Source organism: Aminobacter ciceronei (assembly GCF_014138625.1).
GTDB classification, from domain to species: domain Bacteria; phylum Pseudomonadota; class Alphaproteobacteria; order Rhizobiales; family Rhizobiaceae; genus Aminobacter; species Aminobacter ciceronei.
On sequence record NZ_JACJHY010000013.1, the window covers coordinates 77,486 to 102,377 of the forward strand.

A 24,892-nucleotide genomic window follows, 5' to 3' on the forward strand; every position below is an offset into this window, starting at 1 on the left:
AAATCAAGAAAATGAGGGAGGACCACGCGATGAAACGCATTCTTCTGATGTCTGCGCTGCTTTTATCAGGCCTGTCGGCGGCCAGCGCGCAGGACGCCACGATGAGCTTCTTCGTCACCAGCAGCGGCATCGGCAAGGGCGCCAATCTCGGCGGCCTCGCTGGCGCCGACGCCCATTGCCAGAGCCTGGCCGAGGCCGCGGGCTCGACCGGCAAGACCTGGCACGCCTATCTCTCGACCAAGGACGTCGACGCCAGGGACCGCATCGGCCAGGGACCATGGGTCAACGCCAAGGGCCAGAAGATCGCCGACGACGTGGCGTCGCTGCACAGCGACGCCAACAACATCAACAAGGAAACCGCCCTCGATGAGAAGGGCAACACCATCAATGGCCGCGGCGACCAGCCCAACAAGCACGACATATTGACCGGTTCCAAACCCGACGGCACCCGCATCGCCGACCAGACCTGCGGCGACTGGACCCTCGACGGCACCGAAGGTGCTGCGATGATGGGCCATCACGACCGCATGGGCCTCGACGATTCCGCGGCGGCCAAATCCTGGAACTCGTCGCATGCCTCGCGCGGCGGCTGCAGCCAGGAAGCGCTGGAGGGAACCGGCGGCGACGCCCTGTTCTACTGCTTCGCCGCCAATTGATGGCAAGCGTCAGGCCGCGGCGCCTGGAACAGCTGATCTGTGAAGGCTCACCGCCACCCGGTGAGCCTTTGCACATCTGAGGCGCGCCACGCGTCAACGTTCGCCGCAAGGGGTCGGCGCAACTGTACGTCCCGAACCTTAGCGTTCGGCCGAAACGCTCAGTTCCGGCCGGACGTTCAATGTCTGGAACACCACGCAATAACGTTCGGTCAGCCTGATCAGAGCATCGATGCGCTCCTGCGGCTCGTCGGTGTCGAGCTTGAAGGCAAGCCGGATGGCGCGAAAGCCGACCGGCGCATCCCTGGCGACGCCGAGCGTGCCGCGAAAATCGAGGTCGCCCTCGGCCGACACCACGGCTTCACCGAGGCGGAACTCGAGTGCGGTCGCCACCGCCTTCAGGGTCACGCCGGCGCAGGCGACCAGTGCCTCGAGCAGCATGTCGCCCGAGCACAGCTCCATTCCGCTGCCGCCCGTCGCCGGGTGCAGCCCGGCGGTGACGATTGCCTTGCCGGTGTCGACCTTGCAGGAAATCGACTGCTCGTCGACGGCGCCGCGCGCCCGAAGCGTGATCAGCGCGCGCCCGGCATCCGCGCGATAGGCGTCCTTCATCGGCGCCTGCAGCGCCTTCAACCCAGCAGCATCCATCATTTTCCTCCCGGTCGACGTGGCGTACCATCCTGGCAGCCACCCTAGCATGCCGGCCTGCTGACAGCAGGCTGGCAGTGCCCTGGGATAGGCTGGACCCGACAGACTGGGCCCCTGACCGGGAAAAGAGGATGACGACAGCAAGCGAAACCGCCGCGCAGCACCGGCTCGGCATGCTGCTTGTGGCAGCATCGGCGGCCGTTTTCGGCCTTGCCGGCATCCTGACAAAGTCGGTCGACGCCGATCCCCTGACCATCACCTCCTGGCGCGGGCTGATCGGCGGCATGCTGATATCGGCCTATGTGCTGTGGCGACGGCGAAACGGCACGGGCGAAAGCCTGCATCTCGGCTGGCAGGGCTGGCTGCTGGCCGCACTCGGCACGATCTCCAGCGTCGCCTTCATCGCCGCCTTCAAGAACACCTATGTCGCCAATGTCGTGGTCATCTACGCCACCGTTCCGTTCGTCGTCGCTTTGTTTGCCTGGCTGATCGCCGGCGAGGTGTTCCGGCGCCAGACGGCGGTGGCGGCAGCCGTCTGCCTCGCCGGCGTCGCCATCATGTTCTGGTCCGGCCTCGGCGGCGGCCATGCCTTCGGCGATGCGCTGGCGCTGATGATGACCTGCCTGTTTGCCTTCTACGCCGCCCTCGTCAGGCGCTTCCGCAACGCCTCCGTCGTCTGGGCCGGGGCCGTTTCCGCCTTTCTCGGCGTGATCCCGGCCTGGCTTCTGACCGATCCGCTCACCGTGCCACGGTCGAGCATCGCGCCGCTCGTTTTCTTCGGCTTCACCTTCGCCCTTGCCGTCATCCTGTGGACCGAAGGCGCGCGCCGCATTCCGGCAGCGGAGGCGGGCCTGCTCGGCACGACCGAGGTACCGTTCGGCATCTTCTTCGCCTGGCTGTTCCTGGCCGAGCTGCCGCCGACGGCGAGCCTTTTCGGCGGCGCCATCGTGCTTGGCGCGGTGTTCTGGCACGCCTGGCGCGACGCCCGCTCGGCTGAACGGTTCGAGACTGGCGGAAAATTCCGCCGTGAAACGAGCTAGACAGCCAGTGGCAATTCGAGATCCTGCCGCGAAGGTGAGGAATGCGGAGCGGGCAGAAGAAAGAGCCCTGTTGCTCGCACGAACACAGCCGCCTGCCCGACCCTCGGCGGTCGCGACCTCCGGCACGGGCACGTTCTCCGTCTCTCGGCTGCTTCTCTGCCTGGACCGGCGCGACGACCGCATCGATATGGCGGTTCGCGACAGGACGCGCCGCTTGGTGCCTGCCGCCGCCTGATGCAGCCCGCTTCCGGGCCAGAACGTCTAGAAGCTGGTAATGGGTGGCTGATGGATCCTGATCCGCCGGCCATTGACGATCATGATGAGCCAGGTGCAGCCGGAGGATGTCGCTTCGAGCTTGGTCTCGACCTTGAACTTCAGGTCTCCTCCGCCGTCCCGGCTTCTTTGCTCCAGCGCCTCTTCGAGAACAGCCGCAACAATGCTGCGCCCGAAGGACTCGTAATTGTGAGCGCCTAGGTGATCCTCAACATACTGTCTGTCTAGAGTATTGGGCATCAGGGCCTCCGTCGCCTTTCTAAGTTGGCAGGAGCGGCGCGACTAAACACGGACTTACAAGCACGGTCTAATATGAACATCGCCTTGGCGAGGGTCGCGGTCAATACGTCATGCCGAATACTGCAAGCGATCCGGTAAAGGTGAGCAGCTTGTCCTGGTTGCGCCCGAAACCAGATGCTCGAACACATCAGGCCCCATCGTCGCCGCTCGCCGGCAGCGCACTTCCGGCTGCGCAGAAGGATACCGTCAGCCGGCGAGAACTGCCCCCTGCCCGGCCCGATCGAAAAAGAATCACAAAAAGCATGATTGCCGTGGAACCAAATGTTAGCGACCGCGTTGTTGGGCTCAGGACGGGTTGCCCCATCCCCCCATCCCCTCCACCCGTCCCTCTGCTTCAAGCCGGTCGCAAGACCGGCTTTTTCCTGTGCTGGTGCCAAGGCCCGACGGCAGCGGGCCTGATGGCAGCGGGGGTGGCGGGATGACGATGCGCATTGACGTTGCGCCGTCATCGTCTAGTTTCGATGCGCGCGGTGGGCTTCGCGTGCATTGGGAGGTGCGGCATGGTCCTGGCCAGTGCAATTGTGCTCGGCTTCGTTGCGGCATGGATGCTTGCATCAGGCGTCTTGATGCACGGACGCGGCATCCGCTTCCGCCAGGCGCTGCTCTATCTGCCGCTCAAGCTGCTCTACCGGATCGATGACCGCGCGCTGATCCAGGCCCGCGACGCCGAAGCACCCGTCATCTATGTCATTTCACACCAGTCGCGCCTCGAACCGGCGCTGATGCTGTCGCTGCTGCCCGATCAGACGCTGCATATCCTCGACGATGCTTCGGCCCAGGCGTTCTGGCTCGAGCCGTGGCGCGAGCTTGGCCGCACCATCGCCTTCAACGCCGAGCATGTCTTCGTCAGCCGCCGGCTGGTTCGCGTATTGCGCGGCAAGGGCCGCCTCGCCGTCTACCTGCCCGACACCGTCGAGCCCGACGTCAAAGCCTTCCGGCTGTTCCGCGCCGTCGCCCGCATCGCCATGCAGGCCGACGCGCGCATCGTGCCGATCTTCGTCAGCGGCGCCCGCCACCTGCCGTTTTCGCTGACGCCGGCCGAACGGGCGCCGCGCCACTGGTTCCAGCGCCTCCGTATATCAGCCCTCGCCCCGATGACCATGGCCGAGCTGCTGCAGCGCGCCGGCTACAGCCAGACGACGACAGCCAACGCCCTGTTCGACCGCTTCGCCGAGGCCCGCCTTGCCGGCACCGATCTCGACAGGGGCGTGTTCGGCGCAATGGTCGACGCTGCCAGGCGCTACGGCCCGTCGCAGCCGATCGTCGAGGATGTCGTCAGCGGCGCGCTCAGCTACCGCAAGCTGCTTGTCGGCGCGCGCGTGCTCGGCAGCCGCTTCGAAGCCATGTCCAAACAGGGCGAAGCCGTGGGCATCCTGTTGCCCAACGCCAATGGCGTGGTGCTTGCGATGCTCGGCCTGATCTCGGCCGGCCGCGTCGCTGCGATGATCAACTACACGGCGGGAGCCGCCAATGTCGCCTCGGCGGTGAAGACAGCGGCGATCGCGACCATCGTCTCATCACGCGCCTTCGTCCAGAAGGCCGATCTCGGCGACGTCGTTGCGGCGGCAGAACAGGCCGGCGCCAAGATCGTCTGGCTGGAAGAGCTGCGCGACAGCGTCACGACGCCGGAAAAGCTGACGGCCGCCCTGCAATGGTCGCGGCCGCTTGCGCCACAGGATGCGTCAAAGCCGGCCGTCATCCTGTTCACCTCAGGCTCCGAGGGCACGCCCAAGGCGGTGGTGCTGTCGCACCGCAACCTCGTCGCCAATGCCATGCAGGCCGAAGCGCGCATCAGCATCTCGCCAAAAGACAAGCTGTTCAACGTGCTGCCGGTGTTCCACTCCTTCGGCCTCACCGGCGGCACCATCCTGCCGCTTCTGACCGGCATCAGGCTGTTCCTCTACCCCTCGCCGCTGCACTACAAGATCATTCCCGATGTCGCGCGCAAGATCCGTCCGACGATCATGTTCGGCACCGACACCTTCCTCGCCGCCTATGCCCGCACCGCCGAGGACGGCGATTTTTCCAGCCTGCGTTTTGTCGTCGCCGGCGCCGAACCTGTCAGGGCGGAGACGCGCCGGGTCTGGCGCAGCCGCTTCAATGCCGAGATCATCGAGGGTTTCGGCCTGACCGAGGCCGCACCCGTCGTTGCCGTCAACACGGCGACGCATGGCCGCGACGGCACCGTCGGGCGGCTGCTGCCCGGCATGCGCATGCGCCTCGAAGAGGTCGAGGGCGTCGCCGAGGGCGGCCAGCTCTGGCTCACCGGCCCCAACCTGATGATGGGCTACATGACATCGGACCGGCCGGGCGAATTGCAGCCGCTCGACGGCTGGCACGACACCGGCGACATCGTCTCGGTCGACCGCGAGGGTTTCATCACCATCAAGGGCCGCGCCAAGCGTTTCGCCAAGATCGCCGGCGAAATGGTGTCGCTCGGCGCGGTCGAGATGCTGGTCCAGGCGCTGTGGCCGGAACAGCGCCACGCCGCGGTCGCCGTGCCCGACAAGCGCCGGGGCGAGCGCATCGTGCTGGTCACGACAGCCGGAAATGCCGATGCCGAGGCCCTGCGCCTCCATGGCAAGCAGGCCGGCGCCACCGAGCTGATGGTGCCGCACGACATCATCAAGGTGCATGAAATCCCGGTGCTCGGCTCGGGCAAGACGGACTATGTCGCCGCCCGCCGCCTGGCGCTCGACCAGCTCGGGCTGGCGGCCTGACGCAGGACCTCCAATTCGTCATCCCAGAGGCTTGACCGGAGGATCCATGCCGTGAGGGTGAGGAATGTTATGCAGGGGTTGAGAAAGAACACACGTTCGTGACGGCTTGAGCCTGGCGGTAATGTCACGGCATGGATCCCAGGGTCTCCGCGACGGAGCTGCGCTCCTGCTCCGCCCTAGGATGACGAAGGCAGGTGGCGTTCTCCGCCAATCTGCGACGTTTCCTATTGGCTCGAGACAGGCGTTGGAGAATAGCCGGCAACGTCCCCGCTTCGTCATCCTCGGGCCTGACCCGAGGATCCATGCCGTGAGGGTAAAGGGCGTGATCCGGGTGGAGGAAAGTGCAGGCTTTCTCAACCGTCTGTGCACTGCTGCAGCATCACGGAATGAATCCTAGGGTCTCAGCGACGTCGCTTCGGTACGGCTCAAAACTGTCCCGACTAGGCCTTGGGTTCGGCGGGCGTTTCAGCCGCTTCGGCCGCAGCCGCAGCTGCAGCAGCTTCGAGCTTGGAGCGGCGCGCATAGGCGCTGGCACTGAGCGGCAGGAAGATCAGATATGCGCCGACCGAGGCGGTCAGCGTCTGCCAGGGATAGACGGTCAGAAGCAGCACGTAGAACACCGCCAAAAGCATGACAGGCAGCAGGTGCTCGCGTTTGATCTTCAGCTTCTTGCCGGAATAGACGGGCAAGCGGCTGACCAGCAGGAAGGCGACCAGAATGGTGAAAACGGTGGCGATGTAGGCGGCGTTGCGGGTGCCTTCGAGGCCGAGGAAGCCGAGATACATCGGCAGCATCAAGGTGATGGCGCCGATCGGCGCCGGCACGCCGACGAAATATTCGGCCTGCCATGCCGGCCGGTCTAGATCTTCGTCGAGCACGTTGAAGCGCGCCAGCCTCAGCCCCATGGCGATGGCAAACAAAAGCGTCGCGATCCAGCCGAGCGAGCCGGCCTTGTCGAGCAGGTAGGCGTAGAGCACCAGCGCCGGCACGACGCCGAAATTGACGATGTCGGCGAGCGAGTCCATCTGCGCGCCAAAGCGCGAGGTCGCCTTGAGCATGCGCGCCAGGCGGCCGTCGATGCCGTCGAGAAAGGCCGCCAGCAGCACCATCACGACGGCCGATTCGAAGCGGCCCTCGAAGGCGAGCCGGATGCCCGACAGGCCGGCGCAGATCGCCAGCACGGTGATCAGGTTGGGCAGCACCATGCGCAGCGGGATCTCGCGAATGCGCGGGCCGCCGCTGCCATGCGGTTCAAAGGGCTTGAAGGGCGCAACCATCAGGAGACCCGCACCAGCGGCGGATGGCTGGCGCCACCGAATTCGGCAAGCACGGTTTCGCCGGCGACCGCAGTCTGGCCGACGGAAACGCGGGCAACCGCATGGTTGGGCAGGAAGACGTCGACGCGCGAACCGAAGCGGATCAGGCCGAAACGCTCGCCAACGGCGATGTTGCCGCCGACATCGGCCCAGCACAGGATGCGGCGGGCGACGAGGCCGGCGATCTGCACCGCCGCCACCTGGCCGTTGGGGCTGTCGATGACGATGCCGTTGCGCTCGTTTTCCTGGCTTGCCTTGTCGAGCTCGGCATTGAGGAACTTTCCGGGACGATGCTCGATGCGGACGATCTTGCCACGCACCGGGGCGCGGTTGATGTGCACGGAAAAGACATTCATGAACACCGAGATACGGGTCATCTCGGCGGTGCCGAGATTGAGTTCGCGCGGCGGCACTGCCGGGCCGACGGCCGAGACGACGCCGTCGGCCGGGCTGATCACCAGCCTGTCGTCGACGGGGGTGACACGCTCGGGGTCACGGTAGAAATAGGCGCACCAGGCCGTCAGGATCGCGCCGATCCAGAACAGCGAAGTAGAAAAGAAGCCCAGCAGGACGGCAACAGCCGCAAATCCGGCAATGAAGGGATATCCCTCGCGATGGACCGGAACGAAGGCGTTGCGGATCGTGTCGGCTATGCTCATGAAGTGGAGGCCGTTGCTGTTGAAGTCCCGGAGTGCTTACCGGAAACGACCGTCAGCCGCAACGCGGCATTGCCGGCGCCCACCGCAATCGCGGGCGGCAAACGGCGCTGTCGCCGCTCGCAGGAGAAATGATCATGCGAGCCTGATCATGGCAGGCTGTTCGTCTCAGCCGGCTAGCGAGCCGGCGGCTCACTCCGCGTCGTTGGTCACCTCAGGCGTGCGGCGGCGCACGACGACGCCGAGCTCGTCGCCCTCGCGGGCCTGGCGCAGGCGTTCCTCGGCCTCGGTCGCCTCGCGCTGGCGATCCCACATCGAGGCGTAGAGCCCGCCCCGGGCCAAAAGCTCGGCGTGGGTGCCGCGCTCGGCGATGCCGCCATCGGCGAGCACGATGATTTCGTCGGCCGAGATCACCGTCGACAGGCGGTGGGCGATGACGAGCGTGGTGCGGCCCTTGCTGACCAGGTCGAGCGCGCTCTGGATTTCCTGCTCGGTCTGGGTGTCGAGTGCGGAGGTCGCCTCGTCGAGCATCAGGATCGGCGGCGCCTTGAGGATGGTGCGGGCGATCGCCACGCGCTGCTTTTCGCCGCCCGACAGCTTCAGGCCGCGTTCGCCGACCATCGCCTTGTAGCCGTCCGGCAGGCGCTGGATGAAGCCCGATATCTGCGCCAGCTCGGCTGCCTTGCGCACATCCTCCTCGTCGGCGTTCACCCGGCCATAGCGGATGTTGTAGGCGATGGTGTCGTTGAACAGCACCGTGTCCTGCGGCACCATGCCGATCGCTCCGCGCAGGCTCTGCTGCGACACGTCGCGAATGTCCTGGCCGTCGATCAGGATCGCGCCCTGCTGAATGTCGTAGAAACGGAACAGCAGGCGCGAAATCGTCGACTTGCCGGCGCCCGAGGGACCGACGATCGCCACCGTCTTGCCGGCCGGCACTTCGAAGCTGACACCCTTCAGGATCTGGCGGTTCGGGTCATAGGCAAAATGCACGTCGCGGAACTCGACGCGGCCGGTGCCGACGACAAGTGCCTTGGCATCCGGCTTGTCCGTCACCTCCTGGCTGACGTCGAGCAGGTCGAACATCTGTTCGATGTCGGTCAGGCCCTGGCGGATTTCGCGATAGATGAAGCCGATGAAGTTGAGCGGCACCGAAAGCTGCATCAGCATGGCGTTGATGAAGACGAAATCGCCGACGGTCTGGGTGCCGGCCATCACCTCCATCGCCGACATGGCCATGACGATGGTCATGCCGATGCCGAAGATGACGCCCTGGCCGAAATTCAGCCAGCCAAGCGAGGTCCAGATGCGGGTCGCCGCCGTCTCGTAGCGCGCCATCGAGCGGTCGAAACGCTCGGCCTCCATGGCCTCATTGTTGAAATACTTCACCGTCTCGAAATTGAGCAGCGAATCGATCGCCTTGGTGTTGGCGTCGGTGTCGGAATCGTTCATCTCGCGGCGGATGCCGATGCGCCAGTCGCTCGCCCAGACGGTGAACCAGGTGTAGAGCCACACCGTCGCGGCCACCACGGCCACATATTTCCAGCCATAGGCGAAGCCGAAGATGCCGGCGGTGAGGCCGAATTCCAGCACCGTCGGCGCGGTGTTGAGGATGGTGAAACGGACAATCGTCTCGATGCCCTTGGTGCCGCGCTCGATGATGCGCGACAGGCCGCCGGTGCGGCGCTCGAGATGGAAGCGCAGCGACAGCTGGTGCATGTGCACGAAGGTGCGGTGGGCAAGCTGGCGCACCGCATATTGGCCGACGCGGGCAAACAGCGCGTCACGCAGCTGGTTGAAGCCGAGCTGGACGATGCGCACCACATTGTAGGCGATCACCAGCATCACCGGCGCCACCAGGAAGGCCGGCAGAGGCAGCGGCGAACGCTGGTCGCCGGCGAGCGCATCGGTCGCCCATTTGAAGAAATACGGGCCGGCGACCAGCGTCAGCTTGGCGACGAACAGGAAGATCGTCGCCCAGATGACCCGCGCCCGGAGGTCGGGTCGGTCTTCCGGCCACATATAGGGCCACAGGTTCCTGATCGTGCTGAAGGTCGAGCCGCGTTCGGCGGATACGGTTTTGCTGGCCACTGTGCTTGCCTTGATTAGATGTGCGCGCCGCCGGCGGCGCAAAAGGTGTCGACCAGCGCCGTGACCGACACGGAGACGGCGCGCAGCGCCGCCTGGTCGATCTCATAACGCGAGCGCTGCCGCTCCGGCGCGTAACGCACCAGACCGGCTTCGACGAGGATTTTCAGATGTTGCGAGACTGTCGACTGGGCGAGGTCGAGATGCTCGACCACTTCCTTGCAGCAGCATGACCTGCCGCCGGCCAGGCATTTCAGGATTTCGAGCCGCGCCGGATGAGACAGCGCGGCAAGCTTCTGCGTCACGTCGGTGACGGAGCTGCAGCAGGATGGCGGGGAGGAGAAAGAATTCATCGTTTATCGACGATAGACGATGAACTCTTTCCAATCAACCGGGAAAGCGGAAAACCGTTCCACTTACGGCTTGGGCGCCGGCATCGCCTGCTCGCCCATGGCTCCCATATTGGCGGCCTCGCCCTCTTTCGACTTTTCCGGAACGCGGAACACCTGGCCCGGCCAGATGCGGTCCGGATCCTGGATCTGGTCCTGATTGGCGAGATAGATGTTGGAGTAGCGCACGCCGTGGCCATAGACGCGGCGCGAGATGCGCCACAAGGAATCGCCGCGACGGATGATGACGGCGCCATTGACGGCTTCGAGCTTGGGCGCCGTGGTCTCTGGCGCAACAGGTGCGGCGGCGACTTCAGCCGGCTTGTCGGCAGTAGCCGTGGCGGCCGGAGCAGTTGCCTGTGCCGGTGCCGTCGCTTCGGCAGCCGGGTCTGCAGGCTTGGCAGGTACTTCGCCCGCCATCGCCGTCTTGGCCTCGGCCGTTGATGCAGCTGCGGGCGCGGGTGCGGCTGCGGGCGCGGGTGCATCGACGGCCGGCGCTGCTGATACCGTCGGCTGCGGCGCGACCGCTGCCACCGCCTCGCCCGGCTCGCGCTGGAACGGCACGGCGGCGCGGGCGACGACCTTGGCGCCGTTCGGCTCGAGCGCATCGACGCGGATGATGTAGTCGCCGACCGGCAATTCACGCTCGGCCTCGATCAGGAAGCGGCCTTCGGGCGAGGTCTGCGTCTCGCCGATCAGGATCTCGTTGGCATAGGCGCGCACCTTGCGCCCGGCATCGGCCGAGCCGGCGATGAAGATCTTCTTGCCTTCGATCTCGACGGCCTCGACGGCGACCTTGATCTCCGCTGCCGGCGCGGCCGACTTGGCCGGTGCGGGTTCTGCTGCGGGGGCAGTCGCCGGCGCGCTGGCCTGCTGTTCGCCGCTGGCCGGCGCCGCCGGCGCGTCAGCCGGCTTCGGCACGGTGATCAGCTGCGCCGGCTTGCCCGGTTCCTCGACCAGGGCCAGCACCTGGCCACCCGGATCGGACGGCACCGAAACCACCGCCGTCTCGGTCGAGGTCGCGACGACATTGTCGGGCGCGGTTGCGCGCAGCACGATCTGGTAGTCGCCGGGCTTCAGCGGATCGTCGAGCACGACGGCGAAATCGCCGTCAGCGCCGGCGACGGCAGCACCGATGACCTTTGATCCGGTGACGATCTCGACCTTGGAATTGCCGGCGGCCTTGCCGGCGATGACCACGGAACCGTTGTTCTCGACACGCACCACGTCGAAGGACGGGGCGATCACGGCAGCGGCTGCGGCAGGCGCTGCGGGTGCCGGCGCGACCGCGGCAGGCGTCTCTGCGCCGGCTGCCGGCTTGGCCGGATCTGCGGGCTTGTCGCTCGTCGGCGTCGTTGTCGCGGGTGCCGGCAGTGACGCGATCGCGGCCGGCGGCGCCAGATAGGGATCGAGTGCTCCCGACACATATGCAACGGTCGCAGCAGCGGCTGAGCCACCTGCTGCGAGTAGGAAAATCTTCAACGGATTGATCGCCATATTCCTCTGCCCCTAGCCGCCCGCCGGGCATACCTTGTTTTGCCGGCAGCGACAAGAAAAAGCCCGGTTCGGGCTTGACCCTGCCTGTGGAGGCAATACCCAATCAGCCGATGAACAAGATTCGATCCATCTGCGTCTATTGTGGCTCCTCGCCGGGCCGTGACGAGGTCTACATCAAGGCCGGGCACCTGCTCGGCCATTCGATTGCCAAGGCCGGCGTCCGGCTCGTCTATGGCGGCGGCACCAAGGGCATCATGGGCGCTGTCGCCGATGGCGCGCGGCGCGCCGGCGGCAAGGTCACCGGCATCATCCCGCGCTTCCTGATGAACAGGGAAGCGACGGAAAGCGCGCTGACCAAGCTCGACGAAGTCATCGTCACCGACAACATGCACGAGCGCAAACATCTTATGTTCGAGAAATCGGACGCATTCGTGGCACTGCCCGGCGGCATCGGCACGGTCGAGGAGATCGTCGAGATCATGACCTGGGCCCAGCTCGGCCATCACCGCAAGCCGATCGTCTTTGCCAACGTCAAGGGTTTCTGGGATCCGATGCTGACGCTGCTCGACCATATGAAGACAGAGGGCTTCGTCCATACCTCGCATCTGGTCCAGCCGCTTGTCGTCGACCAGCCGGAAGCGGTGGTCTCGGCGATCATGGTCGCCGCGGGTGCTGATTCCACGCCGACCGAAGGCGTCCAGTCGGTCATCGACAAGATGTAGGTTCGAGGTCGGATCGAACCACGCTCGGCCTGTTCCAGGTCAGGCCGAGCCAAAGATGGTCGCTACCGAGAACCGGAGCGGAGCGTACATTCGGGCACGCGAGTACCGGAAGCGCAGGCAACGGCCATTTGCAGGCCGGCCTCACCTGAACCTCAGCCGTTCTTGGCGCGCTCGGAAAACATCGACCAGGTATAGATGGCCAGTGCCGCCCAGATCAGGGCGAAGGCAACCGCGCGTTCGCTCGAGAACGGCTCCCTGAAGATGAAGATGGCGATGACGAAGATCATCGTCGGCGCGATGTACTGCATGATGCCGATGGTCGACATGCGCAGCAGCTTGGCGCCATTGGCAAACAGGATCAGCGGCACGGCGGTGACGATGCCGCAGCCGAGCATCAGCCAGACGTCGGTCATCCCGGTGGTGCCGAAATGCCCGGCGCCGCTGCCCTGGAGATAGGCGATGTAGACCAGCGCCGGGATGCCGAGGATCAGGACTTCGAGGAAGAAGCCCTGCGCCGGGCCGATCGGCAGCGTCTTCTTGAACAGCGCGTAAAAACCCCAGGACAGCGCCAGCACGATCGACACCCAGGGCAAGCCGCCGCTTTCCCAGGTCAGGAGTGCCACCGCGATCACCGCAAGCCCGATCGCCACCATCTGCGCCCGCGTCAGCTTCTCGCCGAGCACGACAGCGCCCAAAAACACCGAAAACAGCGGGTTGATGTAATAGCCGAGTGCGGTTTCGAGCGCCCGGTCATTGCCGATCGCCCAGACATAGACGCCCCAGTTGATGGTGATCAGCGTCGCCGTCAGCGTGCCCATCGCCAAAGTGCGCGGGGTGCGCAAGGCGGTCTTGATGTCGGAGGTGCGGCCGAGCCACCACAACAGCAACGCTGCGATCGGGATCGACCAGGTGATGCGGTGCGCGATCACCTCGGGCGCCGGAATATGGGCGACCGCCTTCATGTAGAAGGGCAGGAAGCCCCACATCAGATAGGCCGACAGGGCAAACAGGAAGCCGCGGGTGGCTTCGTCGCGGGAAATCGCGGGCGTGTTGGTGCTCATGGCGGGCACCTATGCGCCCGCCCGCCAGCGCATGCCATTTCAAAATAGTGATGGTCCACCCGCTTTTCGTTGATGGATCAATCGACAGGGCCAGCCGCTGCGGCTGGCCCATCATCGCTCACCGCGCCTATTCGGCCGCCACCAGCCCGGCCATCTCGCGGTTCTTCATCAGCTTGTAGATGATCGAATCCATCAGCGCCTGGAACGAGGCGTCGATGATGTTGGTCGACACGCCGACGGTCCACCAGCGGGCGCCGGTCGAGTCATGCGATTCTATCAGCACGCGCGTGATCGCCTCGGTGCCGCCATTGAGGATACGCACCTTGTAGTCGACGAGCTCGAGGTCGCCGATCTCGTCCTGGAACTTGCCGAGATCCTTGCGCAAGGCGATGTCGAGCGCATTTATCGGGCCGTCGCCTTCGGCCACCGACATCTTTTCCTCGCCGTCGACCATCACCTTCACCACGGCTTCCGACACGGTCTTGAGATTGCCATTGGCGTCGAAACGGCGCTCGACGAGGCAGCGGAACGAGGTCACCCGGAAGAAATCCGGCAGGCTGTGCAGCATGCCGCGCGCCAGAAGCTCGAAGCTGGCATCCGCCCCTTCATAGGCATACCCCTCGGCCTCGCGCTCCTTGACCACCGCGATCAGCGCATCGAGCCGGCTGCTATCCTTGGGCACGTCGATGCCGCGCCGCCTGAGCTCGGCGATGAAGTTGGCCTTGCCGCCCTGGTCCGACACCATGACCTTGCGGCGGTTGCCCACCGTCTCCGGCGGCACATGCTCGTAGGTCTTCGGCTCCTTGACGATCGCCGAGGCGTGGATGCCTGCCTTGGTGGCAAAGGCCGATGCGCCGACATAAGGCGCCTGCGCCTCGGGCGCGCGGTTGAGTAATTCGTCGAAGGCGCGCGACAGCCTGGAAAGGCCCGCCAGCGCCTCGGCCGAGACGCCGGTTTCGAAACGTTCGGCGAAATGCGGCTTGAGCGCCAGCGTCGGGACGATGGTGACCAGATTGGCGTTGCCGCAGCGCTCGCCGATCCCGTTGATCGTGCCCTGCACCTGGCGCACGCCGGCTTCGATCGCCGCCAGCGAATTGGCCACCGCCTGGCCGGTATCGTCATGGGCGTGGATGCCGAGATTGGCGCCCGGAATGCCCGCGGCGATCACCTGGGCGACGATGTCGCGCACCTCCGACGGCTGGGTGCCGCCATTGGTGTCGCACAACACCACCCAGCGCGCGCCGGCGTCATAGGCCGTCCGCGCGCAGGCCAGCGCGTAGTCGGGATTGGCCTTGAAACCGTCGAAGAAGTGCTCGCAGTCGACCAGGGGCTCGCGGCCGGCGGCACGCGCCGCCTTGACCGAAGCGCGGATCGTTTCAAGGTTTTCCTCATTGGTGACGCCGAGGGCGACGCGGACATGGTAGTCCCAGCTCTTGGCGACGTAGCAGATGCCGTCGGCCTTGGCCTGCAGCAAGGTTGCCAGGCCCGGATCGTTGGAGGCAGAGATCCCTGCCCGCTTGGTCATGCCGAAGGCGACGAACTTCGCCCGCCTGGTCCGCTTTTCCTGGAAGAAGGCGGTGTCGGTCGGATTGGCGCCGGGATAACCGCCCTCGACATAATCGAGGCCGAACTCGTCGAGCATCGCCGCGATCGCGATCTTGTCCTCGACGGAAAAGTCGATGCCCGGCGTCTGCTGGCCGTCGCGCAATGTCGTGTCGAAGAGATAGATGCGTTCTTTCATGGCAACACCTTGTGGGCTAGCGCGCTATGGCACCCCCGTCTGTCCTTGGGGGCCAGCGCCCTTTGGCGCCCCCCTCTGTCCTGCCGGACATCTCCCCCACGAGGGGAGAGATCGGCAGTATTGACGCCTCGCTCCGTCCTGCAACGCCGGCGATTGGCGAAAGCCGGCATGCCAGCTGATCTCCCCACTTGTGGGGGTCGGCAGGACAGAGGGGGGCAACGTAGGGCGGAAGCGGTCACGACGTTTTCCCTGCAAACCTGTCGGTCGCCCGGACCAGCTGGTCCAATATGCCCGGTTCCGAATAAGCGTGACCGGCGCCCTCGATCAGGTGGAACTCCGCCTCGGGCCAGGCCTTGTGCAGTGCCCAGGCATATTTGGCCGGGCACGGCATGTCATAACGCCCATGGACGATGACACCGGGAATGTCGCGCAGCCTGTGGGCGTCGCGGATCAGCTGGCCTTCCTCCATCCAGCCGGCATGGACGAAATAGTGGTTCTCGATGCGGGCGAAAGCGACGGCGAAGTCGTCCTCGCCAAACTTGCCTGACGTGTCGGGGTCGGGCAGAAGCGTGATCGTCTCGCCTTCCCACAGGCTCCAGGCCAAAGCTGCCTCGACCTTGGCCTTGCGGTCGTCGCCGGTGAGGCGCTTGCGGTAGGCGCCCATCATGTCGCCGCGCTCGGCCTCCGGGATCGGCTTGACGAAACGCTCCCATTTGTCGGGAAACATTTCGGAGACGCCGAACTGGTAATACCAGTCGAGCTCGGCGCGGGTCAGCGTGTAGATGCCGCGCACCACCAGTTCGCTGACGCGATCCGGATGCGTCTCGGCATAAGCGAGCGCCAGGGTCGAGCCCCAGGAGCCGCCGAACACCAGCCATGTGTCGTGGCCGGCCATCTCGCGCAGCCGCTCGATGTCGGCGACCAGATGCCAGGTGGTGTTGGCGTCGAGCGAGGCGTTGGGCAAAGACTTGCCGCAGCCGCGCTGGTCGAACAGCATGATGTCGTACAGCTTGGGGTCGAACAGGCGGCGATGCTTGGGCGAGGTCGCGCCGCCCGGGCCGCCATGCAGGAACACCGCCGGCTTGCCGCCCTTGGTGCCCGAACGTTCCCAATAGACCTGATGGCCGTCGCCGACATCGAGCATGCCGCTGTCGAAGGGTTCGATCTCGGGATAGAGGCCGCGCAGCTCAGTCGTCATATCTTCAGTCCATGCTCCGGCCAATGGGCCGTCTCTTCATCGGGATGCTGGAAGGAGATGATCTGCTCCTGCCGCTGGTAATAGTCGGGATTGTCGAGCACCGGCTGGTCGAAGATCGTCTCGACCCAGGGCAGGCGGAAACCATGATTGATCTGGATCGTCGGCGCGAGGTCGGAGCGGTCGTCGAACGAGCCGATCGACAGTTCGAGGCCTTCCGCGTGGCGGTAGGCCATCGGCGTGCCGCAGCGCTGGCAGAAGCCGCGCGATATGTTGATCGACGACTGGAAGTAGCTCGGCTCCTCGCGGATCCACTCGACGCCATCCACCGGCACCGCGACGAAGGCGCCGAAGAACGAGCCGAACTGCTTCTGGCACATGCGGCAATGGCAGATCGAGCTGCGCCCCAGCGCGCCGTGGATACGGAAGCGGACGGCGCCGCACTGGCAGCCGCCTGTCCTTGCAGTCTCGGTCATGACCTTTTCTCCGCTGGCCATTGTTCAGTGTCGTGGTCGGGGTGCTGGTGGTTCGAAGGGGCAACCGCCGCGTACCAGGCGGTTTCATCGTCTGACAATTCGACCGTGTCGAGTCCGCCGAACCATGGCATCTTCTCGGCGGATCCGCACTGGAATGTCGGCTTCACCGCTTCGGGATGGTCGAGCGCACCGAGCACGACATTGATCGTGTCACGGTCGATCACGTCGAACAGAAGCGGCGTGCCGCAGTCGCGGCAGAAGCCGCGGCGCACGATGTCGGACGAGCGGAACCAGCCGATCTCGCCGCGCGTCACCGAAAACTTCGCCTTCGGCGTGCGCGCCAGCGGCTGGAAGTAGTTGCCCGATGCCTTCTGGCACATGCGGCAATGGCAGATATGCGCATTCTCCAGCGCCTGGTCGATGCGGTAGCGCACGGCACCGCACTGGCAACCGCCTGTCGTAACGGTCATGTGCGCTCCTCCGGCGGCCAGGTCTCGGTGTCGTGGTCGGGGTGCTGGAACGAGACGATGTCGTTGACGAAGTCGGCAGCGTCAGGGTCCTCTTCGGTCGAATAGCCCTCGAGCCCGTGGATGCTGTCGACATAGGGCAGCTTGCCCTCGAGCCCCCACTGCATCGTCGGCGCGATCTCCTCCGGCTCGTCGAAGGCGGCGATCGCCAGCGCCACGCCGTCGGGTGCCTCGTAGGTCAGCGGCGTGCCGCAGTCGCCGCAGAAGCCGCGCAGGCCGAAATTCGACGAGCGAAACCGCTTCGGCTCGCCGCGCGTCCAGACGAGCCTGGAGTCGCGATGCACCGAAACCAGCGGCGCATAAAAATTGCCGAACGCCTTCTGGCACATGCGGCAATGGCAGACCGAGGCGGCGCCGAGCTTGCCGTCGACATGGAAACGCACGGCGCCACACTGGCACCCGCCGGAATAATGCGGCCTGTTGTCGAGGCTCATCGCGTCAAACCCTCACGCTTCAAACCCTCACGCTGGGACATGGCACACCGCCTCGATGTTGTTGCCGTCGGGATCGAAGACGAAGGCGGCGTAATAGTCGGGATGGTAATGCGGCCTCGGCCCCGGCCTGCCATTGTCCCGTCCGCCGGCGGCGATGGCGGCGGCATAAAACGCATCGACCTCGGCCCGGCTGCGCGCGGTGAACGCATAATGCCGCCCCGGTCCGGCCGGCGCCTCGTGCAGCCAGAACACCGGCCGCTCGCGGCCATAACCGCCGACCTTGACCCCGCCGGTATATTCGCCCGGCACCATCATCAGAAGCTGCGCCCCCAGCGGCGCGAACGCCTTGTCGTAAAACGCCTGCGCCTTGTCGAAATCGGCGACTGAAATTCCCGTATGGTCGATCATTGCACGAACTCCTCCGTCATGCGGACGGCCATCCCGGCCGAGATCACAATGTTCTGGCAGACGTTATCCATATCGCGAACAACGTCGTCGTTCCAGAAGCGGAGAATGGTCCAGCCGTCCTGTTCCAGGCGGTGGGTTCGGACGGCATCGACCTCCGCATTGGCCGGTTCAGCATGCTGTGAGCCGTCCAGCTCAACGATCAGCTTGTGTGTCGGGCAAGCGAAATCGACGATGTAGCCTGCAACTGGATACTGGCGACGAAATCCGAGCCCCATCAACCGGTGGGCGCGCAGCTCATTCCACAGCTTCAACTCGGCATCGGTCATCTTCCGACGCATCGACTTGGCATTCTTGCGGTTGGCGGGCGCGACCGGCGTGTGTGGCATCAGCGATGCCCCCTTGGTGAGGTCGTAGCCCTACGTTGCCCCCCTCTGCCCTGCCGGGCATCTCCCCCACGAGGGGGGAGATTGGCAGCTGCGCTCAGACCGCTCATCCTGCGATGTCGGCGATTGGCGAAAGCCGGCATGAAGGCTGATCTCCCCCCTCGTGGGGGAGATGTCCGGCAGGACAGAGGGGGGCGCTGTCCCGCAGCCATTGCCACCCTATCCTGCCCCGCCATCATCACCGCTTCACTTCCCACGTCGTCACGCGCTCACCCGTGACAGGGTCCTTGCCGTCCTTGAGCTGCACGCCCTGGGCCAGAAGCTCGTCGCGGATGCGATCGGCTTCGGCCCAGTTCTTGGCGTTGATCAGCTCCAGCCGCCGCGCGATGGTAACCGCGACCGCCGCCTCGTCGACCGCGGCCGCCTCGAGCCCGAAGCCGAGGAACAGCAGCGCTGCCTTGAGTTCGGCCGCGGCTTGGACATTGCCGGCCGCCTCGCCGGCCAGCTGCGACAGGCCCTGGAAGACGCTCGACGTGGCAAGGTCGTCGCTCAATGCGGCGATCAGTGCCGCCGGCACCTCGGCTTCGGCCTCGCCGGCGCTGTCGGCCGCACGCTTCCATTTGCGCAATGTGTTTTCGGCTTCCTCCAGCTTGCGCAGCGAGAAGTCGATCGGCTCGCGGTAATGCGTCATCAGCATCGCCAGCCTGAGCACCTCGCCCGGCCAGGTGCGGCCGCCGAAACTCTCCGTCGCGAGCAGTTCGTGGATCGAATAGAAATTGCCCAGGCTCTTGGACATCTTCTGGCCCTCGACCTGCAGGAAGCCGTTGTGCAGCCAGTAATTGGCCATCACCTCGGTGCCGTGGGCGCAGCGCGACTGGGCGATCTCGTTCTCGTGGTGCGGGAAGATCAGGTCGAGCCCGCCGCCATGGATGTCGAAGACCTCGCCGAGATAGGCGGCCGACATCGCCGAGCACTCGATGTGCCAGCCCGGGCGGCCGCGGCCCCAGGGACTATCCCAGCCCGGCTCCTCGGGTGAAGACGCCTTCCACAGCACGAAGTCGCCGGGGTTCTTCTTGTGCGCCTCGACCTCGACGCGGGCGCCGGCCTGCTGCTCGTCGAGATTGCGCTTCGACAGCTGGCCATAATCTTCCATCGAGCCGGTGTCGAACAGCACTTCGCCTTGCGCTTCATAGGCATGGCCGCGTTCGATCAGGCGTTGAATCAACGACACCATATCCGTCTTGCCGTCCGGCCGCGCGAGCACGAACTCGGTCGCCCTGGGCTCGACTGAAGGCTCGAGGCAACCGAGCGCCTTGACGTCGGCCTGGTACTGGTTGGCGGTCTTTTCGGTGACCCGCCGGATCGCCTCATTGAGCGGCAGATCAGGAAAATCGCGCAAGGCGCGGGCGTTGATCTTGTCGTCGAGGTCGGTGAGGTTGCGCACATAGGTGACGTGGTCGTCGCCATAGACATGGCGCAGCAGGCGGAACAGCACGTCGAAGACGATCGCCGGGCGCGCATTGCCGATATGGGCGAAGTCGTAAACCGTCGGGCCGCAGACATACATCCGCACGTTTTGCGGATCGATCGGCACGAAGTCCTCCTTCGTGCGTGTCAGCGTGTTGGTAAGGCGCAAGCCCTTGAATGCGTCAGACATGGTTCTCCCCGTGTGCGTAACCCCGAAAATCTCCGATTTTCGCCAAGGATCATGCACGCAAATTCAGTTTCACGGCGTCCTTTGCGCGTCCAAACGGACGCGCGGCGCCGTGGCCTGCTGGCCCGGGCGTTCAACCTGTCTCGTGTGAAGATGAGGCGAAAACGTCCTGACCAGCGCGAACGCTAGCCAATAAAACAAATGCCGGAAATGGCGAAAGACGTTTTCATCAGGGGCTTTATCGCCTCAGCGGGCTGTTGCCGTCAAGACGCATCGACATGAAACTTTACCGCCCGGACCGGAACGGAAGCGGTACTGAAACACTTTGTTAAACATCCCGGCACCGTAATGAAACATCGCCCGGATAAAAGGCGCCGCACTGCCACGAATTCGACCGAATCCGTAAGCAAATGCAGCCGCTCTCGACAGAGCTGACTTAAGGGAAGAGACCGATGAAACGAAAACAATCCGACCAGGACCGAGCGCGTCACCAGTACGCCGAACTGACCAAGCACTACCGGGCCATCGGCCCCGCCGCAATTCTTGCCGCGCTGATCTGCGCGCCGAAGAAAGAAAAGACAGCCCCCAAGCTAAACAAGGCTGCTTAACAGGCTGAGGCCGATCGCCGCCATCACCAGGCCGATCAGCACATCGAGCACGCGCCACGCGGCAGGCCGGGCAAAGACCGGCTCCAGCAGCCGGGCGCCATAGCCGAGCCCGAAAAACCAGACGAACGATGCGGATGCAGCGCCGATGCCATAGGCAAGGCGCGCCTGTCCTTCATGGGCTGCCGAAAGGCTGCCCAACAGCACCACCGTGTCGAGATAGACATGCGGGTTGAGGAAGGTGAAGGCGAGACAGGCGGCGACCGCCGGCCAGAGCTTCGTTCCGACCGATTTTGCCGCCTGCATCGCAGCCGGCTTCATGGCGCGGCGGAAGGCAATGATCGCATATGCAAACAGGAACAGCGCGCCGCCGACCGTCACCACTGATATCAGGCGCGGCGACTGCGAAATCAGCGTGCCGAGCCCGGCGACGCCGAGGCCGATCAGCAACGCATCCGAGGCGGCACAGATCAGGCTGAGGACGAAGACATGCTGGCGCAGCAGCCCCTGGCGCAGGATGAACGCGTTCTGCGCGCCGATGGCGATGATCAGCGAGGCACCAAGCAGGAATCCGGAGATGGCGGCGGTGAGAATGGGCGTGGACACGCCGCTCTTCTAATGCACTGCCCGGAAAATCAAAATCGAATTCCGGCAGGCAGGATGCAGGGATTGATGATGCCAGAGCGCCCAGCAGCGCGCTGTTCTGCTGCAATCAGAACAGCGTCATCTGGTCGTCATCGGGCTTTTGCTTCTCCGGCTTCGGCTTCGCCGCCCGCTCAGGTGCTGCTTCAGGCAGCGGCTCGACCCGCGCCTGGATCTCCGGCCCTGTATTGGCGACCTTGTTGACCAGCTCCGACACCGGGATCTGCTCGAAGAAATCGGGCTGCGCCGGCCGCATCAGACGGGCGACATCGCGCGGCTCCTGGGTGCGGCAGTCGAGCCAGCGGGCAAAATCCTCCGGCTGGATCACCACAGGCATGCGGTCGTGGATATGCATGATGTCGGCGCTGGCACCGGTGGTCAGGATCGCCGCGGTGTCGATCTCCGAGCCGCCCGGCTCGCTCCACGTCTCCATCAACCCGGCCAGCGCCACCAGTCCGCCCTTGCGCGGCCTCAGCCAATAGGGCTGACGCCGGTTGCCAGGCAGCTTTTTCCACTCATAGAAACCCGAGACAGGGATCAGCGCCCGCCTGTGGCGCATCGCGGTCTTGAACGACGCCTTTTCGATCGCCGTTTCGGAACGCGCATTGATCAACAGCGGCATGTCGGCCGGGTTCTTGGTCCAGGCCGGGATCAGCCCCCAGCGCGCCAGAAGCGCCATGCGGTCTGAGCGATTCGAGCCCGGCGGCCGCTGCGGCCCTGCCGTCACCACCAGGATCGGCTGGGTCGGCGCCACATTGTAGCGCGGCGGAAAGCTCTCGAGATCGTCCAGCCCGAGAAAGGCGGAGGTTGCGTCGGGCGACGCCAATACCGCAATGCGTCCGCACATCAGGTCAGGTTCCGGTTCATCGCCTGAAAGTGGCGATGGATCGCGCCGGCCGCAACCGCTAAAGCGGATAGGATCGGCTGTTCCACAATGGAACGCATTGCCCGAGGTAAAATCATGATCGACGCGACCGTCATCCCTGCCGTCTCCGTCGCCGTGCTGCGCAACCGCTCGATCATGCTGGTGCGCCGCGGCCGCGCGCCGTCGAAAGGGCTCTACGCCTTCCCCGGCGGACGTGTCGAAGCAGGCGAGGCGCTGGAAGAGGCCGCCCGCCGCGAGCTGATGGAGGAAACGGGCATTGCGGTCGGCGACCTCGTCCGCTTGCGCGAGCTGCTCATCGACAGCCGCAACGACAGCGGCTCGGTCTACCTGCTCACCGTCTTCGGCGCCCGCCACCTCGAAGGCGAACCGGTTGCCGCCGACGATGCCGACGAGGCCGCCTATTTCGACCTCGCCGCAATCGAACGCCTGCCGCTGACCGATTCGACGCTCGAAATCGTGCAGGAGCTGCTCGACGGCCGGGTCACCCTGCCGGCATAGGGCAATTCCCGGAAAATTGTGCAGCGCCTTTCCCCGGGGAACTGCGCAAGACAACGAAACAGAGGGATTCCGCCATTCGACGAACAGCCGCTGTCCCTCTAGCCTTGGGATAGAAGCGCCTGCGGCCTTGCCGGGGACAAATTGTTTCGCCACAAAAGCTTATGATGCGCGCTTCGACCTACATCATGGCTATCACGCTTGCCGCGACGACCGCGTTCGCAGCACCGGTGCGCGCCGTCGAAGCGCCGTTCGAGCCGGGCCTGATGCGCCTTGCCGAGGTTCTCGGCTCGCTGCATTTCCTGCGCAATCTGTGCGGCGAAAAGGGCAGCCAGTGGCGGGGCGAGATGGAAAAGCTGCTGCAGGCCGAGAACCCCTCGCCCGAGCGCCGCGCCCGGTTCATCGCGTCCTTCAACCGGGGCTATCGCTCCTTCGACGGCACCTACACCGCCTGCACGCCGTCGGCAACCGAAGCGATCAGCCGCTACATGAAGGAAGGCGAGGCTTTGAGCCGCGACATCGCCTCCCGCTTCGGTAATTAACAGGCTATTTACTCTCCCGGCATTGCTTGCCGTACACGAACGGGCGATTGTGCTAGGTGTCTTAACGGGACATTAAAGGGATAGCTCAAGTTGATCCGAATCATCGGGTCGCTGGGCAGGGTGAAAGACCGCAATGGAACAAAGCGTAAGCGACATCGACGCCCTGGTTCGGGAAGAAAAGCGCCTGACCGCTGTCGAGAGCCACAATGAGGCGTGGGCCGAAGGCCTGTCCGCCGGCATCGAGCCCGAGATTATTGCCGAAGCAGCCCTTGCCACGGCTTTTGCCGAGATCGTCGCCGCCAATGGCGAACCTGCAGCACTCGCCATGCTCGATCGCATGCGCGCCAGGGTGGAAGCCGGTGACTTCGAGCCGGTGCGCCTGCGGCATTGAGCGCCGCCCCACTTCTTTGACTAGCCGACACGGTTTCGGCATCATGCTGGCACATTGAGGGCGTAACCACGCATTGTCGGAACATGATTCCGGGCGGGGTCATGCGATTGAAAGCGTTGCAGCGTCGGCCCGAGAGGGGGCAAACGCTCGGGAATACCGGAGCCAGGGATTTGATGCGGCCAAAGACTGAAACTGCGCCCCGCGGCGCAATGCGACTTGCCGTTCTCGGCCTTGCCGCCTCGCTCGTCCTGCCGCTTCATGCCTCGACGGCTTTTGCGCTTTCCGAAATCAAGCGCGAGGAAATCCCCGCCCCCGTCATGCCGCCCAAGCCGGCCGCCGACCAGGATGCCGTGCCGGAAAAGTCGGTGCCGATGCCCGACCCGATCCAGACGCCGGCGACCACGGCACCTCAAGGGACCGAAGCACCTGCAGGCACCGAAGCACCGTCCGGTTCCGAGCAACCGGCCGACGACCAGCCGGCCGAACCGGATGCCACGCCCACCGAACCGGGCGGCGCCACCGGTCCCGCCGCCCCCAATCTCGATCCGGAAGGCCCGCTGCCCGAAATCGTCTACGACCTCAGCCGCCTGCCCGAGCCGGTGGCGCGCATGCGCAGCCTCTTGGTCGAAGCCGCCAAGACCGGCGACATCGAAAAGCTGCGGCCGCTGGTCGGCCAGGGCGAAGCGATGCCGCAATTGTCGTTCGGCGACATCGAGGGCGATCCGATCGCCTTCATCAAGGGCCTGTCAGGCGACGGCGAAGGCCAGGAAATCCTCGCCATCATGGAAGAGGTGCTGAACGCCGGCTACGTCCATTTGGGCGAAGGCACCGACGAGGACCTCTATGTCTGGCCCTATTTCTTCGGCATCCCGCTCGACAAGCTTGATCCGCGCCAGAAGGTCGAGCTGTTCAAGATCGTCACCGCCGGCGACTACGAAGACATGAAGCAATATGGCGCCTACGTCTTCTATCGCCTCGGCATCACCCCCGAAGGCCGCTGGGCGTTTTTCGTCGCGGGTGATTGACCCTCGTTCCTTCGCCCCGTTCACGGGGAGAAGGTGGCCCGAAGGGCTGGATGAGGGGCGGCGCTGACGGCCGGCAAATGTGGAGGGCACTCCCGATCGCCGGCTTCGCTTTCACAGGGCTTTCG

27 protein-coding genes are annotated in these 24,892 nt (G+C 65.0%); 9 read left to right on the top strand and 18 right to left on the bottom strand.

Annotated elements, in window-relative coordinates:
• The first annotated feature begins 29 nt into the window (after positions 1–29).
• Entirely contained in the window at positions 30–656 is a 627-nt protein-coding gene (locus HNQ95_RS14845) for a hypothetical protein (RefSeq protein WP_182574414.1), read from the top strand.
• Positions 657–794: 138 nt separating this feature from the next.
• On the opposite strand, the gene HNQ95_RS14850 is transcribed toward HNQ95_RS14845, so the two are convergent.
• Positions 795–1,301: an OsmC family protein gene (locus HNQ95_RS14850; protein ID WP_067964099.1), complete on the bottom strand. Its 507-nt coding sequence runs from the start codon at positions 1,299–1,301 to the stop codon at positions 795–797.
• 131 nt (positions 1,302–1,432) lie between these two features.
• Between HNQ95_RS14850 and HNQ95_RS14855 the strand changes: the two genes are divergently transcribed.
• Entirely contained in the window at positions 1,433–2,341 is a 909-nt protein-coding gene (locus HNQ95_RS14855; protein ID WP_182574413.1) for a DMT family transporter, read from the top strand.
• 261 nt (positions 2,342–2,602) lie between these two features.
• Here HNQ95_RS14855 and HNQ95_RS14860 read toward each other — a convergent pair whose 3' ends face one another.
• The gene (locus HNQ95_RS14860; protein ID WP_067964104.1) at positions 2,603–2,854 is read right to left on the bottom strand and encodes a hypothetical protein; all 252 of its coding nucleotides are present in this window, start codon (positions 2,852–2,854) and stop codon (positions 2,603–2,605) included.
• 560 nt (positions 2,855–3,414) lie between these two features.
• Here HNQ95_RS14860 and HNQ95_RS14865 point away from each other — a divergent pair.
• Positions 3,415–5,634: an AMP-binding protein gene (locus HNQ95_RS14865; RefSeq protein WP_182574412.1), complete on the top strand. Its 2,220-nt coding sequence runs from the start codon at positions 3,415–3,417 to the stop codon at positions 5,632–5,634.
• 440 nt (positions 5,635–6,074) lie between these two features.
• On the opposite strand, the gene pssA is transcribed toward HNQ95_RS14865, so the two are convergent.
• The 5 genes from pssA to HNQ95_RS14890 all read right to left on the bottom strand — a co-directional run bounded on the left by pssA (position 6,075) and on the right by HNQ95_RS14890 (position 11,580).
• Positions 6,075–6,911, bottom strand: coding sequence for a CDP-diacylglycerol--serine O-phosphatidyltransferase (gene pssA / locus HNQ95_RS14870; protein ID WP_154385080.1), 837 nt, complete (start codon positions 6,909–6,911; stop codon positions 6,075–6,077).
• Positions 6,911–7,609, bottom strand: a complete 699-nt coding sequence (locus tag HNQ95_RS14875; protein WP_067964110.1) for a phosphatidylserine decarboxylase — start codon at positions 7,607–7,609, stop codon at positions 6,911–6,913. Before HNQ95_RS14875 ends, pssA begins: the two co-directional genes overlap by 1 nt.
• A 189-nt stretch (positions 7,610–7,798) precedes the next feature.
• Entirely contained in the window at positions 7,799–9,697 is a 1,899-nt protein-coding gene (locus tag HNQ95_RS14880; protein WP_182574411.1) for an ABCB family ABC transporter ATP-binding protein/permease, read from the bottom strand.
• 14 nt (positions 9,698–9,711) lie between these two features.
• Positions 9,712–10,047: an ArsR/SmtB family transcription factor gene (locus HNQ95_RS14885; RefSeq protein WP_182574410.1), complete on the bottom strand. Its 336-nt coding sequence runs from the start codon at positions 10,045–10,047 to the stop codon at positions 9,712–9,714.
• Positions 10,048–10,110: 63 nt separating this feature from the next.
• Positions 10,111–11,580, bottom strand: a complete 1,470-nt coding sequence (locus tag HNQ95_RS14890; RefSeq protein ID WP_182574409.1) for a LysM peptidoglycan-binding domain-containing protein — start codon at positions 11,578–11,580, stop codon at positions 10,111–10,113.
• 110 nt (positions 11,581–11,690) lie between these two features.
• Here HNQ95_RS14890 and HNQ95_RS14895 point away from each other — a divergent pair, with 110 nt between their 5' ends.
• Entirely contained in the window at positions 11,691–12,302 is a 612-nt protein-coding gene (locus tag HNQ95_RS14895; RefSeq protein ID WP_067964119.1) for an LOG family protein, read from the top strand.
• A gap of 152 nt (positions 12,303–12,454) precedes the next feature.
• On the opposite strand, the gene rarD is transcribed toward HNQ95_RS14895, so the two are convergent.
• From rarD to cysS, 9 genes are all read right to left on the bottom strand, one after another.
• Positions 12,455–13,372 (bottom strand): EamA family transporter RarD, encoded by a 918-nt coding sequence (gene rarD, locus HNQ95_RS14900; RefSeq protein WP_182574408.1) that lies wholly within the window; start codon positions 13,370–13,372, stop codon positions 12,455–12,457.
• Between the two features lie 118 nt (positions 13,373–13,490).
• A complete protein-coding gene (gene cimA / locus HNQ95_RS14905; protein ID WP_182574407.1) occupies positions 13,491–15,104 on the bottom strand; it encodes a citramalate synthase in 1,614 nt (537 codons plus the stop codon).
• Between the two features lie 235 nt (positions 15,105–15,339).
• A complete protein-coding gene (gene pip, locus HNQ95_RS14910) occupies positions 15,340–16,302 on the bottom strand; it encodes a prolyl aminopeptidase (protein ID WP_182574406.1) in 963 nt (320 codons plus the stop codon).
• Positions 16,299–16,775, bottom strand: coding sequence for a GFA family protein (locus tag HNQ95_RS14915; protein ID WP_154385074.1), 477 nt, complete (start codon positions 16,773–16,775; stop codon positions 16,299–16,301). The genes pip and HNQ95_RS14915 overlap by 4 nt, the downstream gene beginning before the upstream one ends.
• Positions 16,772–17,245 carry a GFA family protein gene (locus tag HNQ95_RS14920; RefSeq protein ID WP_154385073.1) on the bottom strand — a complete coding sequence of 158 codons (474 nt, stop codon included), beginning with the start codon at positions 17,243–17,245 and terminating at the stop codon, positions 16,772–16,774. The genes HNQ95_RS14915 and HNQ95_RS14920 overlap by 4 nt, the downstream gene beginning before the upstream one ends.
• The gene (locus HNQ95_RS14925; RefSeq protein ID WP_182574405.1) at positions 17,242–17,736 is read right to left on the bottom strand and encodes a GFA family protein; all 495 of its coding nucleotides are present in this window, start codon (positions 17,734–17,736) and stop codon (positions 17,242–17,244) included. Before HNQ95_RS14925 ends, HNQ95_RS14920 begins: the two co-directional genes overlap by 4 nt.
• 27 nt (positions 17,737–17,763) lie before the next feature.
• Positions 17,764–18,144 (bottom strand): VOC family protein, encoded by a 381-nt coding sequence (locus tag HNQ95_RS14930; protein WP_067964135.1) that lies wholly within the window; start codon positions 18,142–18,144, stop codon positions 17,764–17,766.
• Complete coding sequence (locus HNQ95_RS14935; RefSeq protein ID WP_154385070.1) at positions 18,141–18,530, bottom strand: endonuclease domain-containing protein; 390 nt, start codon at positions 18,528–18,530, stop codon at positions 18,141–18,143. Before HNQ95_RS14935 ends, HNQ95_RS14930 begins: the two co-directional genes overlap by 4 nt.
• 235 nt (positions 18,531–18,765) lie before the next feature.
• Positions 18,766–20,184: a cysteine--tRNA ligase gene (gene cysS / locus HNQ95_RS14940; RefSeq protein WP_182574404.1), complete on the bottom strand. Its 1,419-nt coding sequence runs from the start codon at positions 20,182–20,184 to the stop codon at positions 18,766–18,768.
• Positions 20,185–20,633: 449 nt separating this feature from the next.
• Between cysS and HNQ95_RS14945 the strand changes: the two genes are divergently transcribed.
• Positions 20,634–20,789, top strand: coding sequence for a transcriptional regulator (locus HNQ95_RS14945; protein ID WP_083948641.1), 156 nt, complete (start codon positions 20,634–20,636; stop codon positions 20,787–20,789).
• On the opposite strand, the gene HNQ95_RS14950 is transcribed toward HNQ95_RS14945, so the two are convergent.
• Together HNQ95_RS14950 and HNQ95_RS14955 are read right to left on the bottom strand one after the other, a co-directional pair.
• Positions 20,772–21,380, bottom strand: a complete 609-nt coding sequence (locus tag HNQ95_RS14950) for a LysE/ArgO family amino acid transporter (protein WP_067966860.1) — start codon at positions 21,378–21,380, stop codon at positions 20,772–20,774. The genes HNQ95_RS14945 and HNQ95_RS14950 overlap by 18 nt on opposite strands.
• A 118-nt stretch (positions 21,381–21,498) precedes the next feature.
• The gene (locus HNQ95_RS14955; protein ID WP_067964140.1) at positions 21,499–22,275 is read right to left on the bottom strand and encodes an SOS response-associated peptidase; all 777 of its coding nucleotides are present in this window, start codon (positions 22,273–22,275) and stop codon (positions 21,499–21,501) included.
• Positions 22,276–22,389: 114 nt separating this feature from the next.
• Here HNQ95_RS14955 and HNQ95_RS14960 point away from each other — a divergent pair, with 114 nt between their 5' ends.
• The 4 genes from HNQ95_RS14960 to HNQ95_RS14975 all read left to right on the top strand — a co-directional run bounded on the left by HNQ95_RS14960 (position 22,390) and on the right by HNQ95_RS14975 (position 24,767).
• Positions 22,390–22,812: an NUDIX domain-containing protein gene (locus tag HNQ95_RS14960; protein WP_182574403.1), complete on the top strand. Its 423-nt coding sequence runs from the start codon at positions 22,390–22,392 to the stop codon at positions 22,810–22,812.
• Positions 22,813–22,973: 161 nt separating this feature from the next.
• Entirely contained in the window at positions 22,974–23,351 is a 378-nt protein-coding gene (locus tag HNQ95_RS14965; protein ID WP_067964142.1) for a TIGR02301 family protein, read from the top strand.
• Between the two features lie 133 nt (positions 23,352–23,484).
• Entirely contained in the window at positions 23,485–23,742 is a 258-nt protein-coding gene (locus HNQ95_RS14970; protein ID WP_067964147.1) for a hypothetical protein, read from the top strand.
• A gap of 209 nt (positions 23,743–23,951) precedes the next feature.
• Positions 23,952–24,767 carry a hypothetical protein gene (locus HNQ95_RS14975; RefSeq protein ID WP_157097140.1) on the top strand — a complete coding sequence of 272 codons (816 nt, stop codon included), beginning with the start codon at positions 23,952–23,954 and terminating at the stop codon, positions 24,765–24,767.
• Positions 24,768–24,892 lie beyond the last annotated feature (125 nt).

Bases quoted from the DNA above. Each gene is read 5' to 3' on its own strand.
- HNQ95_RS14855 (WP_182574413.1), top strand. From the start codon at position 1,433: ATGACGACAGCAAGCGAAACCGCCGCGCAGCACCGGCTCGGCATGCTG.
- HNQ95_RS14970 (WP_067964147.1), top strand. From the start codon at position 23,485: ATGGAACAAAGCGTAAGCGACATCGACGCCCTGGTTCGGGAAGAAAAG.
- cimA (WP_182574407.1), bottom strand. From the start codon at position 15,104: ATGAAAGAACGCATCTATCTCTTCGACACGACATTGCGCGACGGCCAG.
- HNQ95_RS14885 (WP_182574410.1), bottom strand. From the start codon at position 10,047: ATGAATTCTTTCTCCTCCCCGCCATCCTGCTGCAGCTCCGTCACCGAC.
- HNQ95_RS14845 (WP_182574414.1), top strand. From the start codon at position 30: ATGAAACGCATTCTTCTGATGTCTGCGCTGCTTTTATCAGGCCTGTCG.
- HNQ95_RS14895 (WP_067964119.1), top strand. From the start codon at position 11,691: ATGAACAAGATTCGATCCATCTGCGTCTATTGTGGCTCCTCGCCGGGC.
- HNQ95_RS14865 (WP_182574412.1), top strand. From the start codon at position 3,415: ATGGTCCTGGCCAGTGCAATTGTGCTCGGCTTCGTTGCGGCATGGATG.
- HNQ95_RS14945 (WP_083948641.1), top strand. From the start codon at position 20,634: ATGAAACGAAAACAATCCGACCAGGACCGAGCGCGTCACCAGTACGCC.
- HNQ95_RS14920 (WP_154385073.1), bottom strand. From the start codon at position 17,245: ATGACCGTTACGACAGGCGGTTGCCAGTGCGGTGCCGTGCGCTACCGC.
- HNQ95_RS14875 (WP_067964110.1), bottom strand. From the start codon at position 7,609: ATGAGCATAGCCGACACGATCCGCAACGCCTTCGTTCCGGTCCATCGC.
- HNQ95_RS14915 (WP_154385074.1), bottom strand. From the start codon at position 16,775: ATGACCGAGACTGCAAGGACAGGCGGCTGCCAGTGCGGCGCCGTCCGC.
- HNQ95_RS14850 (WP_067964099.1), bottom strand. From the start codon at position 1,301: ATGGATGCTGCTGGGTTGAAGGCGCTGCAGGCGCCGATGAAGGACGCC.
- HNQ95_RS14930 (WP_067964135.1), bottom strand. From the start codon at position 18,144: ATGATCGACCATACGGGAATTTCAGTCGCCGATTTCGACAAGGCGCAG.
- HNQ95_RS14965 (WP_067964142.1), top strand. From the start codon at position 22,974: ATGATGCGCGCTTCGACCTACATCATGGCTATCACGCTTGCCGCGACG.
- HNQ95_RS14975 (WP_157097140.1), top strand. From the start codon at position 23,952: ATGCGACTTGCCGTTCTCGGCCTTGCCGCCTCGCTCGTCCTGCCGCTT.
- HNQ95_RS14935 (WP_154385070.1), bottom strand. From the start codon at position 18,530: ATGCCACACACGCCGGTCGCGCCCGCCAACCGCAAGAATGCCAAGTCG.
- HNQ95_RS14925 (WP_182574405.1), bottom strand. From the start codon at position 17,736: ATGAGCCTCGACAACAGGCCGCATTATTCCGGCGGGTGCCAGTGTGGC.
- cysS (WP_182574404.1), bottom strand. From the start codon at position 20,184: ATGTCTGACGCATTCAAGGGCTTGCGCCTTACCAACACGCTGACACGC.
- HNQ95_RS14860 (WP_067964104.1), bottom strand. From the start codon at position 2,854: ATGCCCAATACTCTAGACAGACAGTATGTTGAGGATCACCTAGGCGCT.
- HNQ95_RS14955 (WP_067964140.1), bottom strand. From the start codon at position 22,275: ATGTGCGGACGCATTGCGGTATTGGCGTCGCCCGACGCAACCTCCGCC.
- pip (WP_182574406.1), bottom strand. From the start codon at position 16,302: ATGACGACTGAGCTGCGCGGCCTCTATCCCGAGATCGAACCCTTCGAC.
- pssA (WP_154385080.1), bottom strand. From the start codon at position 6,911: ATGGTTGCGCCCTTCAAGCCCTTTGAACCGCATGGCAGCGGCGGCCCG.
- HNQ95_RS14890 (WP_182574409.1), bottom strand. From the start codon at position 11,580: ATGGCGATCAATCCGTTGAAGATTTTCCTACTCGCAGCAGGTGGCTCA.
- HNQ95_RS14960 (WP_182574403.1), top strand. From the start codon at position 22,390: ATGATCGACGCGACCGTCATCCCTGCCGTCTCCGTCGCCGTGCTGCGC.